Origin of the sequence: Streptomyces collinus Tu 365 (assembly GCF_000444875.1) — a bacterium.
GTDB lineage: Bacteria > Actinomycetota > Actinomycetes > Streptomycetales > Streptomycetaceae > Streptomyces > Streptomyces collinus_A.
On sequence record NC_021985.1, the window covers coordinates 7,463,484 to 7,482,310 of the forward strand.

At 73.9% G+C, this 18,827-nt stretch carries 15 protein-coding genes; 10 read left to right on the forward strand and 5 right to left on the reverse strand.

Annotated elements, in window-relative coordinates:
* Positions 1-33 precede the first annotated feature (33 nt).
* The 3 genes from B446_RS32355 to rhaI all read right to left on the reverse strand — a co-directional run bounded on the left by B446_RS32355 (position 34) and on the right by rhaI (position 4,777).
* Positions 34-1,482 (reverse strand): rhamnulokinase, encoded by a 1,449-nt coding sequence (locus tag B446_RS32355; RefSeq protein ID WP_043476886.1) that lies wholly within the window; start codon positions 1,480-1,482, stop codon positions 34-36.
* Complete coding sequence (locus B446_RS32360; RefSeq protein ID WP_020943665.1) at positions 1,479-3,518, reverse strand: bifunctional rhamnulose-1-phosphate aldolase/short-chain dehydrogenase; 2,040 nt, start codon at positions 3,516-3,518, stop codon at positions 1,479-1,481. The genes B446_RS32355 and B446_RS32360 overlap by 4 nt, the downstream gene beginning before the upstream one ends.
* A gap of 98 nt (positions 3,519-3,616) precedes the next feature.
* Complete coding sequence (rhaI, locus tag B446_RS32365) at positions 3,617-4,777, reverse strand: L-rhamnose isomerase (protein ID WP_020943666.1); 1,161 nt, start codon at positions 4,775-4,777, stop codon at positions 3,617-3,619.
* A gap of 261 nt (positions 4,778-5,038) precedes the next feature.
* On the opposite strand from rhaI, the gene B446_RS32370 reads away from it, so the two are divergent.
* The 8 genes from B446_RS32370 to B446_RS32405 all read left to right on the forward strand — a co-directional run bounded on the left by B446_RS32370 (position 5,039) and on the right by B446_RS32405 (position 14,567).
* Positions 5,039-6,556 (forward strand): sugar ABC transporter ATP-binding protein, encoded by a 1,518-nt coding sequence (locus B446_RS32370; RefSeq protein WP_020943667.1) that lies wholly within the window; start codon positions 5,039-5,041, stop codon positions 6,554-6,556.
* Positions 6,553-7,623, forward strand: a complete 1,071-nt coding sequence (locus tag B446_RS32375) for an ABC transporter permease (RefSeq protein ID WP_020943668.1) — start codon at positions 6,553-6,555, stop codon at positions 7,621-7,623. Before B446_RS32370 ends, B446_RS32375 begins: the two co-directional genes overlap by 4 nt.
* Complete coding sequence (locus B446_RS32380) at positions 7,616-8,590, forward strand: ABC transporter permease (protein WP_020943669.1); 975 nt, start codon at positions 7,616-7,618, stop codon at positions 8,588-8,590. Before B446_RS32375 ends, B446_RS32380 begins: the two co-directional genes overlap by 8 nt.
* A 137-nt stretch (positions 8,591-8,727) precedes the next feature.
* The gene (gene rhaS, locus B446_RS32385) at positions 8,728-9,807 is read left to right on the forward strand and encodes a rhamnose ABC transporter substrate-binding protein (RefSeq protein ID WP_020943670.1); all 1,080 of its coding nucleotides are present in this window, start codon (positions 8,728-8,730) and stop codon (positions 9,805-9,807) included.
* 301 nt (positions 9,808-10,108) lie between these two features.
* Entirely contained in the window at positions 10,109-11,146 is a 1,038-nt protein-coding gene (locus B446_RS32390) for a LacI family DNA-binding transcriptional regulator (protein ID WP_020943671.1), read from the forward strand.
* Between the two features lie 98 nt (positions 11,147-11,244).
* Positions 11,245-12,546, forward strand: a complete 1,302-nt coding sequence (locus B446_RS32395; protein WP_020943672.1) for an alpha/beta fold hydrolase — start codon at positions 11,245-11,247, stop codon at positions 12,544-12,546.
* An 80-nt stretch (positions 12,547-12,626) separates the two neighbouring features.
* Positions 12,627-13,532: an RNA polymerase sigma factor SigJ gene (sigJ, locus tag B446_RS32400; protein WP_020943673.1), complete on the forward strand. Its 906-nt coding sequence runs from the start codon at positions 12,627-12,629 to the stop codon at positions 13,530-13,532.
* A gap of 105 nt (positions 13,533-13,637) precedes the next feature.
* The gene (locus tag B446_RS32405; protein ID WP_020943674.1) at positions 13,638-14,567 is read left to right on the forward strand and encodes a pentapeptide repeat-containing protein; all 930 of its coding nucleotides are present in this window, start codon (positions 13,638-13,640) and stop codon (positions 14,565-14,567) included.
* Here the strand turns inward: B446_RS32405 and B446_RS32410 are convergent.
* On the reverse strand, positions 14,529-16,049 hold the full coding sequence (locus B446_RS32410; protein WP_020943675.1) for a cytochrome P450: 1,521 nt from the start codon (positions 16,047-16,049) through the stop codon (positions 14,529-14,531). The two genes, B446_RS32405 and B446_RS32410, sit on opposite strands and share 39 nt — an antisense overlap.
* 119 nt (positions 16,050-16,168) lie before the next feature.
* Here B446_RS32410 and B446_RS32415 point away from each other — a divergent pair, with 119 nt between their 5' ends.
* The gene (locus B446_RS32415) at positions 16,169-16,774 is read left to right on the forward strand and encodes a TetR/AcrR family transcriptional regulator (RefSeq protein ID WP_020943676.1); all 606 of its coding nucleotides are present in this window, start codon (positions 16,169-16,171) and stop codon (positions 16,772-16,774) included.
* A gap of 68 nt (positions 16,775-16,842) precedes the next feature.
* The gene (locus B446_RS32420; RefSeq protein WP_020943677.1) at positions 16,843-17,571 is read left to right on the forward strand and encodes a DUF2470 domain-containing protein; all 729 of its coding nucleotides are present in this window, start codon (positions 16,843-16,845) and stop codon (positions 17,569-17,571) included.
* Here B446_RS32420 and B446_RS32425 read toward each other — a convergent pair.
* Positions 17,539-18,738, reverse strand: coding sequence for a lactonase family protein (locus tag B446_RS32425; RefSeq protein ID WP_020943678.1), 1,200 nt, complete (start codon positions 18,736-18,738; stop codon positions 17,539-17,541). The two genes, B446_RS32420 and B446_RS32425, sit on opposite strands and share 33 nt — an antisense overlap.
* Between the last annotated feature and the right edge of the window lie 89 nt (positions 18,739-18,827).

Here is an 18,827-nt window from a genome sequence, read left to right on the forward strand (position 1 = left end):
AGTCGGCGGCCGGCGCCGGACGCGGGGGACGGCTCACCGCGCGGCGAGCCTCGCCTCCGCGTCCCGCCAGCGGGCGGTGCCGGCCCGCGGCAGGTACCGGGTCAGCGGCTGGGTACGGGCGAGCAGGGCGCGCATGTCGGCGAGGTCGCCGGCCAGTCCGTCGGCGCGCGCCTGCACCAGGACGTTGCCCAGCGCGGCCGCCTCCGTCGCGCCCGCCACCACCGGCAGCCCGCAGGCGTCGGCGGTGAGCTGGCACAGCAGGGCGTTGCGGGTGCCGCCACCGACGACGTACACCACGTCCACCGGACGGTCGGCCAGCCGCCGGGCGTCCGCCACGGCCCGGCGGTGGGCCAGGGCGAGCGAGTCGAGGATGCACCGGGTGGTCTCGGCGGGCGTCACCGGCACCGGTTGCCCCGAGGCGCGGCATGCCTCGGCGATCCGCTCCGGCATCCGGCCGGGCGCGAGGAACGCCTCGTCCCCGGCGTCCACCACCGAGCGCAGCGCCGGCACCCCGGCCGCCTCGCGCAGCAGGCCCCCCAGCTCGGGGTCGCCCCAGGCGCGCACGCACTCCTGGAGCAGCCAGAGCCCCATGATGTTGCGCAGGTAGCGGACCGTGCCGTCCAGGCCGAGCTCGTTGGTGAAGTTCGCGGCGCGGCTCTCCTCGGTCAGCACCGGCGCGTCCAGCTCCAGACCGGCCAGGGACCAGGTGCCGGTGCAGATGTAGGCGAAGCGCGGGGTGTCGGCCGGGACGGCGGCGACCGCGGAGGCGGTGTCGTGCGAGCCGACCGCCGTCACCGGGACGGGACCGGTGAGCCCGGTGTCCTCCAGGACCCCCGGCCGCAGCAGGCCGGCCCGGTCGCCGGGCCGCCGTAGCGGCGCGAACAGGGAGAGGTCGATGCCGAGCCGGTCGGCGAGGCCGTGCGCCCAGGAGCGGGTGCGGGGGTCGATGAGCTGGGTGGTGGAGGCGTTGGTCAGCTCGGTGCCCTGCTCGCCGGTCAGCCAGTAGGTCAGCAGGTCGGGGATGAGCAGCAGCCGCCTGGCGTGCGCGAACTGGGCGGTCGCACGGGCCGCCGTGAGCTGGTACAGGGTGTTGAACGGGGCGTACTGCAGGCCGGTGGCCGCGTACAGCTCGGCGGCGGGCACGCTCGCCCACACCTTCTCCGCGACGCCGTCCGTGCGGGGGTCCCGGTAGTGCACGGGGTTGCCGAGCAGGGCGCCGTCGGCGTCCAGCAGGCCGTGGTCGACGGCCCAGCCGTCGATGCCCATCGAGTCCACCTGGCCGGCCGCCCGCAGTCCGTCGAGGACACCGGCGTACAGCCCGAGCACGTCCCAGCGCAGCCCCTCGGGCACCCGCACCGGCCGGTTCGGGAACCGGTGCGCCTCGCTCAGCTCCAGCGTGCCGGGCCCGACCCGGCCGACCATCACCCGTCCGCTGGAGGCGCCCAGGTCGACGGCGGCGTACGCCCTGCGCACCGCGCTCATCGCAGGAAGGCGGCCGCCACGCCCGCGTCGACCGGGACGTGCAGGCCCGTGGTGTGGGTCAGCTCGCCGCCGGTGAGCGCGAACACCGCGTTCGCCACGTGCTCCGGCAGCACCTCACGCTTCAGGAGGGTGCGCTGCGCGTAGAACTCGCCCAGCTTCTCCTCCGGCACCCCGTACACCGCCGCCCGCTGGGCGCCCCAGCCGCCGGCGAAGATGCCCGAGCCGCGCACCACTCCGTCCGGGTTGACGCCGTTGACCCGGATGCCGTGCTCGCCCAGCTCGGCGGCGAGGAGGCGGACCTGGTGCGCCTGGTCGGCCTTGGTGGCGGAGTAGGCGATGTTGTTCGGTCCCGCGAAGACGGCGTTCTTGGAGGCGATGTAGACGATGTCGCCGCCCAGGCCCTGCGCGATCATCACGCGGGCCGCCTCGCGCGAGACGAGGAAGGAACCACGGGCCATGACGTCGTGCTGGAGGTCCCAGTCCCGGGCCGACGTCTGCAGCAGCGGCTTGGACACGGAGATGCCCGCGTTGTTGACGACCAGGTCGACGCCGCCGAAGGCGAGCACCGCGGCCCGGAACGCGGCGGCGATCTGCTCCTCGGAGGTGACGTCCACGGTGACGGCGACGGCCTTGTCGGGGCCGCCCAGCTCCTCGGCGACGGCCGCCGCGCTTTGCGCGTCGAGGTCGGCTACGACGACGCACGCGCCCTCGGCCACCAGCCGCTCGGCGATGGCCCGGCCGATGCCGCTGCCCGCGCCGGTCACCAGCGCCACCCGGGTCGCCAGCGGCCTCGGCTTCGGCATCCGCTGGAGCTTGGCCTCCTCCAGGGGCCAGTACTCGATGCGGAACTTCTCCGACTCCTCGATGGGCGCGTACGTGGAGACGGCCTCCGCGCCGCGCATCACGTTGATCGCGTTGAGGTAGAACTCGCCCGCGACCCGGGCGGTCTGCTTGTCCTTGCCGAAGGAGAACATGCCGACACCGGGGACGAGCACGATCGCCGGGTCGGCGCCGCGCATCGCGGGGGAGCCGGGCCCGGCGTGCCGCCGGTAGTAGGCGGCGTACTCCTCGCGGTACGCGGTGTGCAGGTCCCGCAGCCGCGCGATCGCGTCCTCCAGCGGTGCGGCCGGCGGCAGGTCGAGCACCAGCGGGCGGACCTTGGTGCGCAGGAAGTGGTCGGGGCAGGAGGTGCCCAGGGCGGCGAGCCGCGGGTGCTCGGCGCGGGCCAGGAAGTCCAGCACGGCCTCGGAGTCGTCGAAGTGGCCGACCTGGGGCCGGTCCTGGGAGGCGAGGGCGCGCACGTGCGGCGCGAGGGCGGCGGCGCGGGCCCTGCGGCCGGCCTCGGGCAGGGCCCCGTAGCCCTCCAGGACGGGCCCGAACGGCTCGGCCCTGCCCTTCTTCTGAAGGAACGCCTCGGCGCTGCGGATGATATGCAGCGAGTTGCGCTCGCACTCCTCGGAGGTGTCGCCCCAGGCGGTGATGCCGTGGCCGCCGAGGACGCAGCCGATCGCCCGCGGGTTGGCCTTCTTGACCGCCGCGATGTCCAGGCCGAGCTGGAAGCCGGGGCGTCGCCACGGCACCCAGACCACGCTGTCGCCGAAGCACTCGGCGGTCAGCTTCTCCCCGTCGGCCGCGCAGGCCAGCGCGATGCCCGAGTCGGGGTGCAGGTGGTCGACGTGCGGGGCGTCCACGAGCCCGTGCATGGCGGTGTCGATGGAGGGGGCCGCGCCGCCCTTGCCGTGCAGGCAGTAGTCGAACGCGGCGACCATCTCGTCCTCGCGCTCCACCCCGGGGTACACGTCGGCGAGGGCGCGCAGCCGGTCGAGGCGCAGCACGGCGAGCCCCGCCTCGGTGAGCGTGCCGAGGTCGCCCCCGGACCCCTTCACCCACATCAGCTCCACCTCACCACCGGTGACCGGATCGGCGCCGGCCCCCTTGGCGGAGGCGTTGCCGCCGGCGTAGTTGGTGTTGCGCGGATCGGAGCCGAGCCGCTGGGAACGGGCGAGCAGCGCGGCGGCTTCGGGATGCGGTGCCATGGGATGCGGTCCTTGGTTTCGGAGGTCGGTGAGGACGTGTCTCGGGATGACGGTGGGAGCGGGGCGTGCGGTGCGGACGGTGGTGGGCCGGACACGACCTACGCCCCCCACCCCGCCTGCCGCCCGCCGACCCGTTCGGCGACGATCTTCTCGGCCCAGCCGGAGCGGGCGTACGCGGTGAGGGGCTCGGGGTCGAGGTCCATCTCCTCGCGCACCTCGCGCAGCAGCGGCCGTACGTCCGTGTTGTAGGCGTCCATGAGCACGGCGTTCGCGCCCAGCACGTCGCCGGCGGCCTGGGCGGCGGCCAGCGCGTCCCGGTCGACGAGCAGCGCCTTCGCCGTGGCCTCCTGCACGTTCATCACCGAGCGGATGATCGCGGGGATCTTCGCCTCGATGTTGTGGCACTGGTCCAGCATGAACGCCACGTCGGAGTCGAACCCGCCCCCGCGCACCACCTCGTACATGATCCGGAAGAGCTGGAACGGGTCGGCCGCGCCCACCATGAGGTCGTCGTCGGCGTAGAAGCGCGAGTTGAAGTCGAAGCCGCCGAGCCGGTCCTCGCGCAGCAAAGTCGCGACGATGAACTCGATGTTGGTGCCCGGCGCGTGGTGGCCGGTGTCGACCACGACCTGCGCCCTGGGACCCAGCTTCAGGCAGTGCGCGTACGCCGTCCCCCAGTCCGGCACGTCGGTGGTGTAGAAGGCCGGCTCGAAGAACTTGTACTCCAGCAGCATCCGCTGGTTCCCGCCCAGCCGCTCGTACACCGCGGCGAGGCCCTCGGCGAGCCGGTCCTGCCGGGCGCGGATGTCGTCCTGCCCGGGGTAGTTCGTACCGTCGGCGAACCACAGCTTCAGGTCCCGGGAGCCGGTGGCGTCCATGATGTCCACGCACTCCAGCAGGTGGTCCAGGGCCTTGCGCCGCACCGCCGCCTCCGGGTGGCAGATGCTGCCCAGCCGGTAGGCGTCGTCCTGGAAGGTGTTGGAGTTGACCGCGCCCAGCCGGACGCCGTGCCCCTCGGCGAACCCGGCCAGCGCGGCGTAGTCGTCGACCTCGTCCCACGGGATGTGCAGGGCGACGGTCGGGGCCACGCCGGTGAACTCGTGCACCTTCGCGGCGTCGGCCAGCTTCTCCCGCGCGGTGCGCGGCACGCCCTCCTGCGCGAACACCTTGAATCGGGTCCCCGAGTTCCCGTACGCCCACGACGGCGTCTCGACGGCCTGGGACTTGAGGGCGGCCTTCACCGCGGCGAGGTCGGTCACTTGGGAGCTCCTGTGATGTCCGGTGCAACGACGGAACGTGTGAAACGATTCAGAACGGCAAGCTATGAGGCGCCCGCAGGGGTGTCAAGGATTCCGGGCGGAGGTATTTTCCGTGACCCTGCCGTCGCCATCCACCCTCGGAAGTTTTCGACTCGGACCCATTGACGTGACTTGCCTGGGATGCCTAACGTCCCGGCAATCCAGTTGAAACCTTTCACGACCCCGGGCGGCGGTGCCGCCGGAGTCGTCGAGGAGCCATCCATGACCCACCCGTCCGACACGGGTACGGACCCGGTGCTCGCCCTGAGGGACGTCACCAAGTCCTTCGGCGCCGTGCGCGCCCTGCGGGGCGTGTCCCTGGAGCTGTTCCCCGGCGAGGTGCACGCCCTCGCCGGGGAGAACGGCGCGGGCAAGTCGACCCTGATCAAGACGCTCGCGGGGGTGCACCGGCCGGACGCCGGACAGGTGCTGCTCGACGGCGAGCCGGTCGTCTTCCACGGCCCCGGCGACGCCCGTGACGCCGGCATCGCCGTGATCTACCAGGAGCCGACCCTCTTCCCCGACCTGTCGATCGCCGAGAACATCTACATGGGCCGCCGGCCCCGGCGGACCCTCGGCCGGATCGACCACAAGGCCACCCGCGCGGCCACCGCCGCCCTGATGCGGCGCCTCGGCGTCGCACTCGACCCCGACCGCCCCGCGCGCGGCCTGTCCATCGCCGACCAGCAGATCGTCGAGATCGCCAAGGCACTCTCCTTCGACGCCCGCGTCCTGATCATGGACGAGCCGACCGCCGCCCTCACCGGCAGCGAGGTCGCCCGGCTCTTCGGCGTGGTGCGCACCCTGCGCGAACAGGGCGCGGCCGTGCTGTTCATCTCGCACCGGCTGGAGGAGATCTTCGAGATCTGCGAGCGGGTGACGACCCTGCGGGACGGCGCCCGGATCGCCGGCGAAGCCCTCGCCGGGATGACCGAGGACGACCTGGTGCGCCGCATGGTCGGCCGCGACCTCGACGAGCTCTACCCCAAACAGGAGGTCACGCCCGGCGAGATCGCGCTGAGCGTGCGCCGGCTGACCCGCGAGGGCGTCTTCACCGACGTCTCCTTCGACGTCCGGCGCGGCGAGATCGTCGGACTGGCCGGACTCGTCGGCGCCGGCCGCACCGAAGTCGCCCGAGCCGTGTTCGGCGTCGACCGCTGGGACGCGGGCGAGGTCCTGGTGGACGGCCGCGCGCTGACCAACGGCGCCCCGTCCACCGCCATGGCCGCGGGCCTCGCCCTGGTCCCCGAGGACCGGCGCGCCCAGGGCCTGGTGATGGACATGTCCATCGAACGCAACATCGGGCTGACCGGACTGCGCACGACCGTCCGGGCGGGACTGATGGACCGCGGCGCCGAACGCAGCCGCTCCCTCGACTGGGCGGTCAGGCTCCGGGTGAAGTACGCCCGGATCGCGGACGCCGTCTCCACGCTCTCCGGCGGCAACCAGCAGAAGGTCGTGCTCGCCAAGTGGCTGGCCACCGGCCCCAAGGTGCTCATCGTGGACGAGCCCACCCGCGGCATCGACGTCGGCACCAAGGCCGAGGTGCACCGGCTGCTCGGCGAACTGGCCGCCGACGGCGTCGCCGTCCTGATGATCTCCTCCGACCTGCCCGAGATCCTCGGCATGGCCGACCGCGTGCTGGTCATGCATGAGGGCCGGCTCACCGCGGAGATCCCCCGCTCCGACGCCACCGAGGAATCCGTGATGGCCGCAGCCACCGGGAGGGCCGCCGCATGACGGTCACGGCCCCCACCCCCGCCCCCGCCGCCGAGGTGCCCGAGTCCAGCGGCACCCGGCTGGTGGACCGGGTGTTCAAGATGCGCGAACTGGCCATCCTGGCCGTGTTCCTGGTGATGATCGTCGTGACCCAGGCGGGCAACAGCCAGTTCCTGTCCGAGCAGGGCGTCAAGGACCTGCTGCTGAACGCCACGATCCTGGTGCTGGTCGCCACCGGCCAGTCCCTGGTGGTCATCAGCCGCAACGTCGACCTGTCCGTCGGCTCCACCCTCGGCATCAGCGCCTTCGCCGCCGGCACGTATCTGCACGGCGGCGGCGACCCGGTCGTCGCGGTCGTCCTGGCCGTCCTGCTCGGCATCGGCTGCGGCCTGCTCAACGGCCTGCTGGTCAGCCTCGGCCAGGTGCCCGCCCTCGTCGTCACCCTCGGCACCCTCTACATCATCCGGGGCGCCGACTCGATCTGGGTCGGCTCCCGCCAGATCACCGCGGCCGACCTGCCCGGCGGATTCGTGGACTTCGGCTCCGGCGGCCTCTCGGCGGTGCCCTGGCCGGCGCTGGTCGCGCTCGCCGTCCTCGTCGCCACCGCCTACTACCTCAAGCACTTCGGCAGCGGCCGGGAGCTGTACGCCCTCGGCTCCAGCCCGGAGGCGGCACGCCTGGCCGGCATCCCCGTCCGCAAGCGGATCCTGACCGCCTACACCGTCTGCGGCGCCCTCGCCGGACTCGCCGGCGCCCTGTACCTGGCCCGGTTCGGCAACGTCGACTCCGGCACCGGCAACGGCTACGAACTCACCGTCGTCAGCGCGGTCGTCGTCGGCGGCGTCGTCTTCACCGGCGGCTCCGGCAGCGTCTACGGCGCCGCCCTCGGCGCCCTGCTGCTCACCTCCGTGAACAGCGTGCTGCCCGCCCTCGGCGTCAGCTCGGTGTGGGTGCTCGCCATCAACGGGGTCCTGCTGCTGCTCGCCATCACGGTGGACCGGATCGTCGCCCTGCGGGTGGCCGCCGCCCTGAAGAAGAAGCCGGCCCCGCGCGCAAGCGCCGTCGTGAAGGAGAACACCGGTGCCTGAGTCGCTCACCCGCGCCGTCCGCTGGGACACGGTCGTCGGCGCGCTCCTGATCGTCCTGCTGCTGTTCTCCTTCACCTTCGTGGCCGGCTTCGGCAACGCCCTCAACCTGTCCTTCCTCATCGGCAACACGCTGCCGATCGCCCTGATCGCCCTGCCCATGACCCTGCTGGTGGTCGCCGGTGAGATCGACCTGTCCGTCGCCTCCACCGCCGGCCTGTCCGGCGCGGTGATGGGGCGGCTGTGGAACGAGGGCATGGCCATCGAGACGATCATCCCGGTGTGCCTGCTGCTCGGCGTGGTCTGCGGGCTGGTCAACGGCCTGCTGGTGACCCGCCTCGGACTGCCCTCGCTCGCCGTCACCATCGGCACCCTCGCCGCCTACCGGGGCATCGCGCAGATCGTGCTCGGCTCCGACGCCGTGACCGACTTCCCCGCGCAGTACCTGCAGTTCGCCGCGGGGCGCCTCGGCGACAGCTTCCTGCCGCAGGCCTTCCTGCCCTTCCTGGTCCTGCTGGTGATCGCCGTCCTCGTACTGCACGCCACCCCGTTCGGCCGGTCGCTGTTCGCGATCGGCGCCGGCGAGGAGGCCGCCCGGTTCGCCGGCATCCGGGTCAGGCGGCACAAGCTCGTGCTGTTCACCGTGACCGGCCTGATGGCCTCCCTGACCGGCGTCTTCTGGGCCCTGCACTACGCCAGCGCCCGCTACGACAACGCCACCGGACTCGAACTGTCCGTCGTGGCCGCCGTGCTGCTGGGCGGCATCGACTTCGACGGCGGCCGGGGCACGCTCGGCGGTGCCGTCGCGGGCGTCTTCCTGCTGGGCGCGCTGCAGAACGTGATGAGCCTGCTGAACGTCTCCGCCCAGTCGCAGATCGTCGTCACCGGCGTGCTGCTCGTCATCTCCGTGCTCGGCCCGCGGGTCGCCCGGCAGATCGCCCTGGCCAGGGCGGCCGGCTCCACCGGTTAGGCCCCCACCGGCCGCCCGGCTCCACCGGCCGGCCCCCGCTCGCGGACCGCCCGGCCACCCGTGCCCGGCCCGCCCCCGACATCCGTCCGCGCCCGCCCGGGCGCGTCCCCTCACCCCCGTACCCGGAGGACTTCGGTATGCACGCGTCAACCCTGCGCCGCGCCTGCGCCGCGCTCGCCGCCGCCACCTCGCTCGCCCTCGCCCTCACCGCCTGCGGCGGTACCACCAAGAACGACGTCAAGGACGACTCCGGCGCGGCCTCCTCCGCGGGCAAGGCCGACCCCGACGCGGCCACCAAGAAGGGGCTGACCGTCGGCTTCCTGCCCAAGCAGGTCAACAACCCCTACTTCACCACCTCGGACAAGGGCGGCGAGAAGGCCCTCGCCGAACTGGGCTCCACGTACAAGGAGGTGGGCCCGAGCAGCGCCACCGACACCTCCGGGCAGGTCAGTTACGTCAACACCCTCACCCAGCAGCAGGTGGACGCCATCGCCGTCTCCGCCCAGGACCCCGGCGCCCTGTGCACGGCGCTCAAGCAGGCCATGACCAACGGCATCAAGGTCGTCACCTACGACTCCGACACCAACCCCGGCTGCCGCAACGCCTTCATCTCGCAGGCCTCCGCCGAGGACCTGGGCCGCACCGAGGTGCAGCTGCTCGCCGAACAGATCGGCTACAAGGGCGAGATCGCGGTGCTGTCCGCCGCGCAGACCGCGACGAACCAGAACACCTGGATCGGCTACATGAAGGACGAGCTGAAGGACCCCAAATACAGGAACGTCAAGCTGGTCAAGGTCGCCTACGGCAACGACGACGCCCAGCAGTCCTTCCAGCAGACCCAGGGCCTGCTCCAGGAGCACCCGGACCTGAAGGGGATCATCTCCCCGACCACCGTCGGCATCAAGGCGGCCGCGCAGTACCTGTCCGGCTCCAAGTACAAGGGCAGGGTCAAGCTGACCGGCCTGGGCACGCCGAACGACATGCGCAAGTACGTCAGGAACGGCACCGTCGACGCCTTCGAGCTGTGGGACCCGGCCAAGCTCGGCGACCTCGCCGCGCGCACCGCCGTCGCCCTGGCCTCCGGGCAGATCACCGGCAAGGAGGGCGAGACCTTCAAGGCCGGCTCCACGACCTGCACCATCGGCAAGGACGGCGTGATCAACCTCGGCAAGCCGACCGTCTTCGACGCCAAGAACATCGACCGGTTCGACTTCTAGACGCCTGGGGGCTGTCGAGTCGCCGGCCGGCGCCCGGCCCGACGAGGCCATGAGACCCCTCACCGAGGTGTTCCACCTGGCCTGACGGAGAGCGAGGGACCGGGGGCGGCCGGCGCCCCCGGGTCCCGGTCCCGCCGTACGGCGGTGACCACCCGCACCACCCCGGCCGCGTCCGCACGGCCGGGCTCGCGCCGCCGTCCCGACCGGGGCCGTCAAACCGGTCATGACGGTAATGTGAAGGCCCTCTCGCCTGTGCAGGCCTTCGCCGCCACCCCCCTCATCCCCTGGAGGTCCCCGCCCGATGGCCCAGTCGGTGGGTATCAAGGACGTCGCCCGCGCCGCCGGAGTGTCGGTCGGGACCGTGTCGAACGTGATCAACCGCCCGGAGAGCGTCGCCAGCGAGACCCGGGCGCGGGTGCTGTCCGCGATCGACCGGCTCGGCTACGTCCGCAGCGAGTCCGCGCGCCAGCTCCGCGCGGGCCGCAGCCGGATCATGGGGCTGCTGGTGCTCGACATGGGCAACCCCTTCTTCGTGGACGTGGCACGCGGCGCCGAGCGCGCCGCCCGCGACGCGGGGCTCGGCGTGATGGTCTGCAACAGCGCGCAGAACGCGGCCGAGGAGGCCGACTACCTGTCGCTCTTCGCCGAGCAGCGGGTGCGGGGCGTCCTGCTCACCCCGGCCGACGCCACCGGCCGCAACATCGCCGCCTTCCGCCGGCACGGCATCCCGTTCGTGCTGGTCGACCGGGTCGCCGAGGGCGCCACCGAGTGCTCGGTCTCCGTGGACGACGTCGCGGGCGGCGCGCTGGCGGTCCGCCACCTCGTGGACGCCGGGCACCGCTCCATCGCCTACGTCAGCGGCCCGCCCGGCCTGAACCAGGTCCGCGACCGGCGCACCGGTGCCCTGAACGCCCTCGCCGAGGCCGGCCTCGGCCCCGACGCGCTGCGCGAACTGCCCACCGAACGCCTCGACGTGGCGGCCGGCCGGGACGCCGGCGCCCGTCTCCTCGGGCTCGCCGACCGCCCCACCGCCGTCTTCTGCGCCAACGACCTGCTCGCCCTCGGCGTGCTCCAGGCGCTGTACGCGGCCGGTGTCACCGTCCCCGACGACCTGGCCATCGTCGGCTACGACGACATCGAGTTCGCCGCGGCGGCCGCCGTGCCGCTCACCTCGGTCCGCCAGCCGGCCGTCACCATGGGCGCCCTCGCCGCCGAACTGCTGCTGGAGGAGACGGAGTACGAGGCCGGGGAGCGGACCGGACCCGGCGCCCACGAACACCGCCGGGTGGTGCTCCAGCCGGAGCTGGTGGTGCGCCGCTCCAGCCTCGCCGCCCGCTGACCGCTCGTTCAGTAACAAACCATGATCCCGGGGTTCGGCCCGCGGTCGCCCATGTGCTGAACTGGGACGCGTCCGTCCCATCCGTCCCGGGAGACCCGTTGAGTCACAGCTACCGCCAGCCCGGTGTCGTCCTCACCGACCGCCACTTCACCGTGCCCCTCGACCACGGCGACCCGGATGGCGAGACCATCGAGCTGTACGCCCGAGAGGCCGTCGCGAGCGACCGGGCGGGGCAGGACCTGCCCTGGCTGCTGTACCTCCAGGGCGGCCCCGGATTCGGGGCGAACCGTTTCGTCGGACGGCAGGCCTGGCTCGACCGCGCCCTGAAGGACTACCGCGTCCTCCTCCTCGACCAGCGCGGCACGGGCCGCTCCACGCCCGCCACCCGGCAGACGCTCCCGCTGCGCGGCGGCCCCGCCGAGCAGGCCGAGCACCTCACCCGCTTCCGCGCCGACTCCATCGTCCGCGACTGCGAGGCCGTCCGCCGCGAGGTGACCGGCGGCGCCCCCTGGACCGTGCTCGGCCAGAGCTTCGGCGGCTTCTGCACGGTGTCGTACCTCTCCCTGGCCCCCGAGGGGCTGAGCACCGCCGTCATCACCGGCGGCCTGCCCTCCCTGGACGCCCACGCCGACGACGTCTACCGGGCCGCCTACCCGCGCGTGGAACGCAAGGTCGCCGCGCACTACGCCCGGTACCCCCAGGACGTCGAGCGGGCCCGCCGGATCGCCGACCACCTGCTCACCCACGACGTCGTCCTGCCCGGCGGCTACCGCCTGACCGTCGAGGCGTTCCAGTCCCTCGGCCTGATGCTGGGCGCGAGCGACGGCAGCCACCGCCTGCACTACCTGCTGGAGGACGCGTTCGTCCGCACCCCCGGCGGCCTCGAGCTGTCGGACGCCTTCCAGGAGCAGGCCCAGGGCCTGCTGTCGTACGCGGGACACCCGCTGTACGCCCTCGTGCACGAGTCGATCTACGGCCAGGACGCCCGGCCCACCGCCTGGGCCGCCGAGCGTGTCCGCGCCGAGTTCCCGCAGTTCGACGCGGCCAAGGCGCTCGCGGGCGACGCCCCGGTGCTGTTCACCGGCGAGACCGTGCACCCCTGGATGTTCGAGACCGACCCGGCCCTGCGGCCGCTGCGCGAGACCGCCGAACTGCTCGCCGCCCGCACGGACTGGGAGCCCCTGTACGACCCGGACCGGCTCGCCGCCAACGAGGTCCCCGTCGCCGCGGCCGTCTACCACGACGACATGTACGTGGACACCGCACACTCCCTGCGGACCGCGCGCGCCGTCCGGGGCCTGCGCACCTGGGTCACCGACGAGTTCGAGCACGACGGCCTGCGCGCCGGTGCGCCGCGGGTCCTCGACCGCCTCCTCGCGCTCACCCGGGACGAGGCCTGAACCGGCGGGAGACCGCCGCGCGGATTACGTAGGGTTCGAAGCAGCGGCCCGGGCGGGGCCGGACACGAACGGGGGACCACATGAACGGCGACACCGGCGGCACGGAACTCCTCGCCGGCCGTTTCGAGGAGCACCGCGCGCAGCTGCGCGCGGTGGCCTACCGGATGCTCGGCTCGCTCCCCGAGGCCGAGGACGCGGTCCAGGAGGCGTGGCTGCGGCTCGGCCGCACCGAGGCGGACGGGATCCGGAACCTCGGCGCCTGGCTCACCACGGTCGTCGGCCGGGTCTGCCTGGACCTGCTGCGCTCGCGCACCGCGCGCCGTGAGGAGCCGATGGCGGACACCTTCGTCCCCGACCCGCTGGTGCGCCCGCTGCCCCGGGTCGACCCGGAGGCGGAGGCGCTGGAGGCGGACTCGGTCGGGCTCGCCCTGCTGGTCGTCCTGGAGACCCTGGAGCCCGCCGAGCGGCTGGCGTTCGTCCTGCACGACATGTTCGCGGTGCCCTTCGAGGACATCGCCGCGGTCGTGGAGCGCACCCCGTCCGCGACCCGGCAGCTGGCCAGCCGGGCGCGCCGCCGGGTGCGGGGCGCCACCCCCGCGGCCGACCCCGACCTCGGCCGGCAGCGCGAGGTCGTCGACGCCTGGCTGGCTGCCTCCCGGGCCGGTGACTTCGACGCCCTGCTCGCCGTCCTCCACCCGGACGCCGAACTGCGCGCCGACGCCGGCGCGCTGGTCCGCGGCGCGGCCGCCTCCAAGGCCGTGCGCGGAGCGCGGACGGTGGCCGGACAGGCCTCGATGTTCTGGCGGTACGCGGTCTTCGCGCGGCCGGTCCTGGTCAACGGCACGGTGGGGCTGGTCACCGCGCCTGAGGGCAAGCCGGTGTCGGTCACCGCGTTCACGGTCGCCGACGGCCGGATCACCGGCATCTACATCCTGGCCGACCCCGACCGGCTCGCCCGTCTCGCGCTCCCCGTGCCCGGGAGCTGAGCGGGCGGGAACGCGGTACGCCCAGGTCGGGCACGTCGGAGCGGGCCGGGTGCGGGCCTGGGACAGGGCGGTGGGGCGAGGGCACGGGCCACTAGGCTGGACGCCATGCCGGAACAGACCACCGACCGCTCCGCCCTGCGCGGCGACTGCGCCCAGTGCTTCGGGCTGTGCTGCGTCGCCCTGCCGTTCTCCGCCTCCGCGGACTTCGCCGTGGACAAGCCCGCGGGCAGGCCCTGCGCCAACCTCCGCGGCGACCACCGCTGCGGCATCCACGCCGAGCTGCGCGCGAAGGGCTTCACGGGCTGCACGGTCTACGACTGCTTCGGCGCCGGCCAGAAGGTCTCGCAGATCACCTTCGGCGGCCAGGACTGGCGCACCGGCCCCGCGGAGCACGCCCGCCGGATGTTCGACACCTTCCCCGTCGTCCGCCAGCTGCACGAACTGCTGTGGTACCTCACCGAGGCACTGGGTCTGGAGGCCGCCCGGCCCGTCCACCCCGACCTGCGCCGGGCCCTGGAGGAGACCGAACGGCTCACCCGGGGCACCCCGCAGGAGCTGGCCGCGCTGGACGTCGCGGCGCACCGGCAGGAGGTCAACGTGCTCCTGCTTCGCACCAGTGAGCTGGCCCGGGCGGGCGTCCCCGCGCCGGAGGGGAAGCCGGACACGGGCGGCCACGGCAGGAGCGGCAAGGGCGGCAACGGCCGGAACGGCAAGGCCGGGAAGTCCGGGAAGTCCGGGAAGTCCGGCGCCAGGGACCGCCGGAATGCCGACCTCATCGGCGCCCGGCTGCGCGGTGCCGACCTGCGCGGAGTCAGCCTGCGCGGTGCCTACCTGATCGCCGCCGACCTCACCGGAGCGGACCTGCGCGACGCCGACATGATCGGCGCCGACCTGCGCGACGCCGACCTCACCGACGCCGACCTCACCGGCGCGTTCTTCCTCACCCAGCCGCAGGTGAACGCGGCCCGGGGGAGTGCCGGCACCCGGCTGCCCGGGTCAGTCACCCGCCCCGCGCACTGGACAGCGGGCGGCTGAGCCGGGGCCGTCGTCCGGGACGGTGACCGGGGCCGGTGCGGGCGCGGGACGCCGCTCCAGCCGCAGCCGTAGCCCTTCCGGCATGACGGTCAGCCGCTCGGTCACCCGGAGCCGGTATCCGGGCTCGGGCCGCAGGTCGTAGCGGCGCAGCAGCAGCCCGAGCACGAGCGTCGCCTCGTGCAGGGCGAACTGGCGGCCGATGCAGGCCCGCGCGCCGGTGCCGAACGGCTTGAAGGTGTGCGGCGGCCGGGCTCGTACGGCGCCCGCCTCGAAGCGGTCCGGGTCGAACCGCTCCGCGTCCTCGCCCCAGACCTCGCGGTCGCGGTGCAGCATCGGCAGCAGCACCAGCGCCCACGCGCCGCGCCGCATCGGGTGCTCCCCGGCGAGGACGGTGTCCTGCTTGGCCTCCCGGGCGTAGGCGGGCGCGGTCGGCCACAGCCGCAGCGACTCGTCCAGCACCCGGCGGACGTAGCGCAGCTTGGCGACCTGGTCGTAGCCGGGTTCGGCGGTGTCGCCCCAGACGCGGTCCACCTCGGCGCGGGCCCTGGCGGCTACCTCGGGGTGCCGGGCCAGGTAGTACAGGGCGAAGGAGAGCGCGCCCGAGGTGGTCTCGTGGCCCGCCACCAGGAACGTGATCACCTGCTTGCGGACGTTCTCGGCCGACAGCCGCTCGCCGGTCTCCGGGTGGGCCGTGGCCAGCATCCGGTCCAGCAGGTCGCCGTCACCGCCGCCGGAGCGCCGGCGGGCCGCCACCAGGCCGTCCACCGTGCGGTTGAGGTGGGCGATGTCGGCCGCGTTGCGCCGTGCGGGGCCGCGCAGCAGCAGCGGGGCGAGCGGCACGGGGACGCTGTTCAGCCGCTGCGCGTAGGTCAGCGTGCCCACCATCGCCCGGACGAAGGGGTGCGGCCGGTCCCGCTCGAAGGACCCGAAGTCGTGGCCGAAACCGGTGCGCGCGATGGTCTCCAGGGTCAGCTTGGTCATGTCGCCGGGCACGTCCACCGGCCGTCCGGCGGCCAGCTCCCGGTCCCAGTGGCCGGTCAGCCGCGCGGCCACCGCCAGCATCATGCCGTGGTAGCCCGCCATGGCCTCGCGGCTGAAACCGGGCGCCAGGACGTCGTGCGCGAGCTGCCAGTTGGACTCGTGGTTGTACGCCGTGAACAGGCCGTCCCCGGCCACCGGGCGCAGGTTGGCGACCCCGAGGCCCACGTGCTTGGCGAACCGGGACTCGTCGGAGAGGTCGGCGACCAGCCGCGAACCCCACAGGAACACGAACTCGTTCCCGAAGACCCGGCGCCGGAAGACGGGGCCCAGCTCGCGCGCGAAGCGCATCGAGTCCTGCAGCGGCCGGTGCCGGTCGACACCGAGCACGTCGCCGAGCAGCGGCACCCGGCGCGGCGGGTGCGGGATGCGGCGCAGTGCGGGCCAGCCCTGCTCGGCACTGCGGAACCCCTTCGGCAGCCCGGCCTCCGTCGTCTCCGCCATGACGCGATCTCCCTTGATCCCGCGGACCGTTGAACCTGTGACGAGCGTGTTGTACGTGGGTTCAATAACGTGTTTCAGTGTGGGCCGCTTGTTGAATCGGCGTCAAGTAAAGTGACGGCATGCCCGCGAACCAGGGGGAGCGCACCCGGCGCAGACTCAGCACCGGGGAGCGGCGTGAGCAACTGCTGTCGGTCGGCGCGAAGCTGTTCTCGGAGAGCCCGTACGACGACGTGTTGATCGAGCAGGTCGCCGAGATCGCCGGGGTGTCCCGCGGGCTGCTCTACCACTACTTCCCGGCCAAACGGGAGTTCTTCGCCGCGGTCGTGGAGCGCGAGAGCGAGCGGATGCTGCGCATGACGGCGGCCGTGCCCGGGATGCCGGTGCGCGAACAGCTCACCGCCGGTCTCGACACCTATCTGGCCTACGTCCAGGCCCACGCCCACGGATTCCGCGCCTTCCACCGGGCCGACGCGGCCGGCGACCAGGCCGTGCGCCGTGTCTACCGGCGGGCCCTCGCCGCGCAGGAGGCGCAGATCCTCGCCGCCCTGGCCGCCGACCCCGAGTTCGGGTCCGCGTTCGCGGGCACGCCCCGGGTGCGTCTCGCGGTGCGCGGCTGGCTCGCGTTCACCACGGCCGTCTGCCTGGAGTGGCTGCGGGACGGCGAGCTGACCCGGGAGCAGGTCCGGGACCTGTGCGCACGCGCCCTGCTGGGCGTCATCGTCTGAGGGGGCGTGGTTGGCGCGCGCCCGGATCTCCGATAGGTTAGGCAAGGCTTACCTAAGGAGGTCTCGGGATGGGTGACACGCAGGACTGGGCGGCCGGACCCGGCGCGGCGCAGCGGGCACGGTCGGTGCTCGCCACCGCGTGGTCGTGCGCGGTGACCGCGGACGGCGCCCGCGAGGAGTACGTCGGCGCGCACACCGTGACCGAGGACGGCGGGGTGCTCCTCGACGCCCCCGAGGACGGCGCGCTGGTCACGGCCGCGCTGTGCGCGCCGCGCGGAGAGCCGTCCGCCGTACTGGAGTTCGCCGACGCGGCCCCCGTACCGGTGCGCGACCGGATCCGGGCCAGGGTGTGGCTGGCCGGCTGGTTCACCCCGGTCGCGGGCGGCCCGCTGCTGTTCCGGCCCACGCGCGTGGTGCTGCGCCGGCCCTCGGGCGCCGTGCTCGTCGACCTCGCCGAGTTCGCCGCCGCCCGGCCCGACCCGCTGGCCGCCGCCGAGGCCCGGCTGCTCACCCACCTCGCCGCCGCCCACCCGGACGCCGTCGAGCGGCTCACCCGCCTGGTGCGCCCCGAGAGCCTGCACGCCGCGACCCGGGTCACGCCCCTGGCCGTCGACCGGCACGGTCTCACCCTGCGCGTCGAACGCGTCCGCGCCCACGGCGACGTGCGGCTGGCGTTCCACGCGCCCGCCGACGACGTCACACAGCTCACCGAGCGCATGCACGCGCTGCTCGCCCGGGCGAGCGCCGCCGCCTGCCCGCGCGCCCTACAGCGGCAGCGCGCAGACGGCGACGGGTGACGCGAACGGCTCGCCCGCCGCGCGCAGTTCTCCGGTGTCCGGATCCACCCGGAAGACAGTGACCGTGCCGGAACGCTGGTTCGCCGCGAACAGCAGCCGGCCGTCCGGCGAGAAGGCGATCTGCCGGGGGAAGTCGCCGCCGGCCGGCACCGTGCCCAGCAGGCGCAGTGCGGCCCCGCCCTCCTCGACGGCGTACCGCGCGATGCTGTTGTCGCCGCGGTTGGCGAGGAAGGCGTACGCGCCGTTCGCGGTCACCAGGATCTGCGCCGGGTAGTTGGTGCCGCCGCCCGAACCCGTCGGCTGCGGCGCGCCGATCGTCAGCCGGCCGGTCGCCGGGTCGTAGCCGCAGACCGTGACGGTGTCGTCGACCTCGTTGGCCAGGTAGGCGTGGCGGCCGTCCGGGTGGAAGGTCAGATGGCGGGGACCGGCGCCCGGCCGGGTGCGCGCCCGGGCGACCTCGGTCAGCGTGCCCTTCGCCTGGTCGAGCCGGTAGGTGTAGACCGTGTCGGTCCCCAGGTCGACGGCGAGGACATGGCCGCCGTCGGGGGCGGTGACGACCTGGTGCGCGTGCGGGCCCTGCTGGCCCGGTCCGGGCGGCGGGCTCGTGTGCGTCACCCGGTCCGTGCGCTCACCGAGGGCGCCCGTGGCGTCGATCGGGTGCACGGCGACACTCCCCGACCCGTAGTCGGCGCTCAGCAGCCACCGCCCGCTCGGGTGGACCGAGAGGTGGCACGGCCCGGCGCCGCCCGTGCTCCGGCTGCCGAGGACGCGCCGGTCCGCCAGGCGCACCGCGCTCACCGCGCCGTCCGGGCGCTCGTCGACCGCGTACACCGTGCGGCCGTCGGGGTGCGCCGCGAGGTACGACGGGTCGGGCACCCGCGCCAGCGTCCCCGCGCCGGTGACCGCGCCCGTCGCCGGGTCGTACGAGGCCAGACCGATGCCGCTGCCGCCGCCCTCGGCCGAGGTGTACGTGCCGAGGAGGAGCGGGCGCCGGCGGTCGTCGCGCCGGGGCGGCCGGGCCGCCGGGCGCTCCCGCGCGGCCGGGGCCCGCTCCGCCGGGGGCGCCGCGGGCGCGGGCACCGCCACCACCACCGCCGTGCCCGCCGCGGCGCCCACGAACCGGCGCCTGCTCCAGCCTGCCCGCGCCGCCCGCGCGTCCGTCTCCATCCCGCACCTCAGGTCGTCGGTCGCCCCCTGCGTGACAGCCACCTTGGCGCGGATGCGCCGTCAAAGGCAAGAACGGCAACACCCGTTGC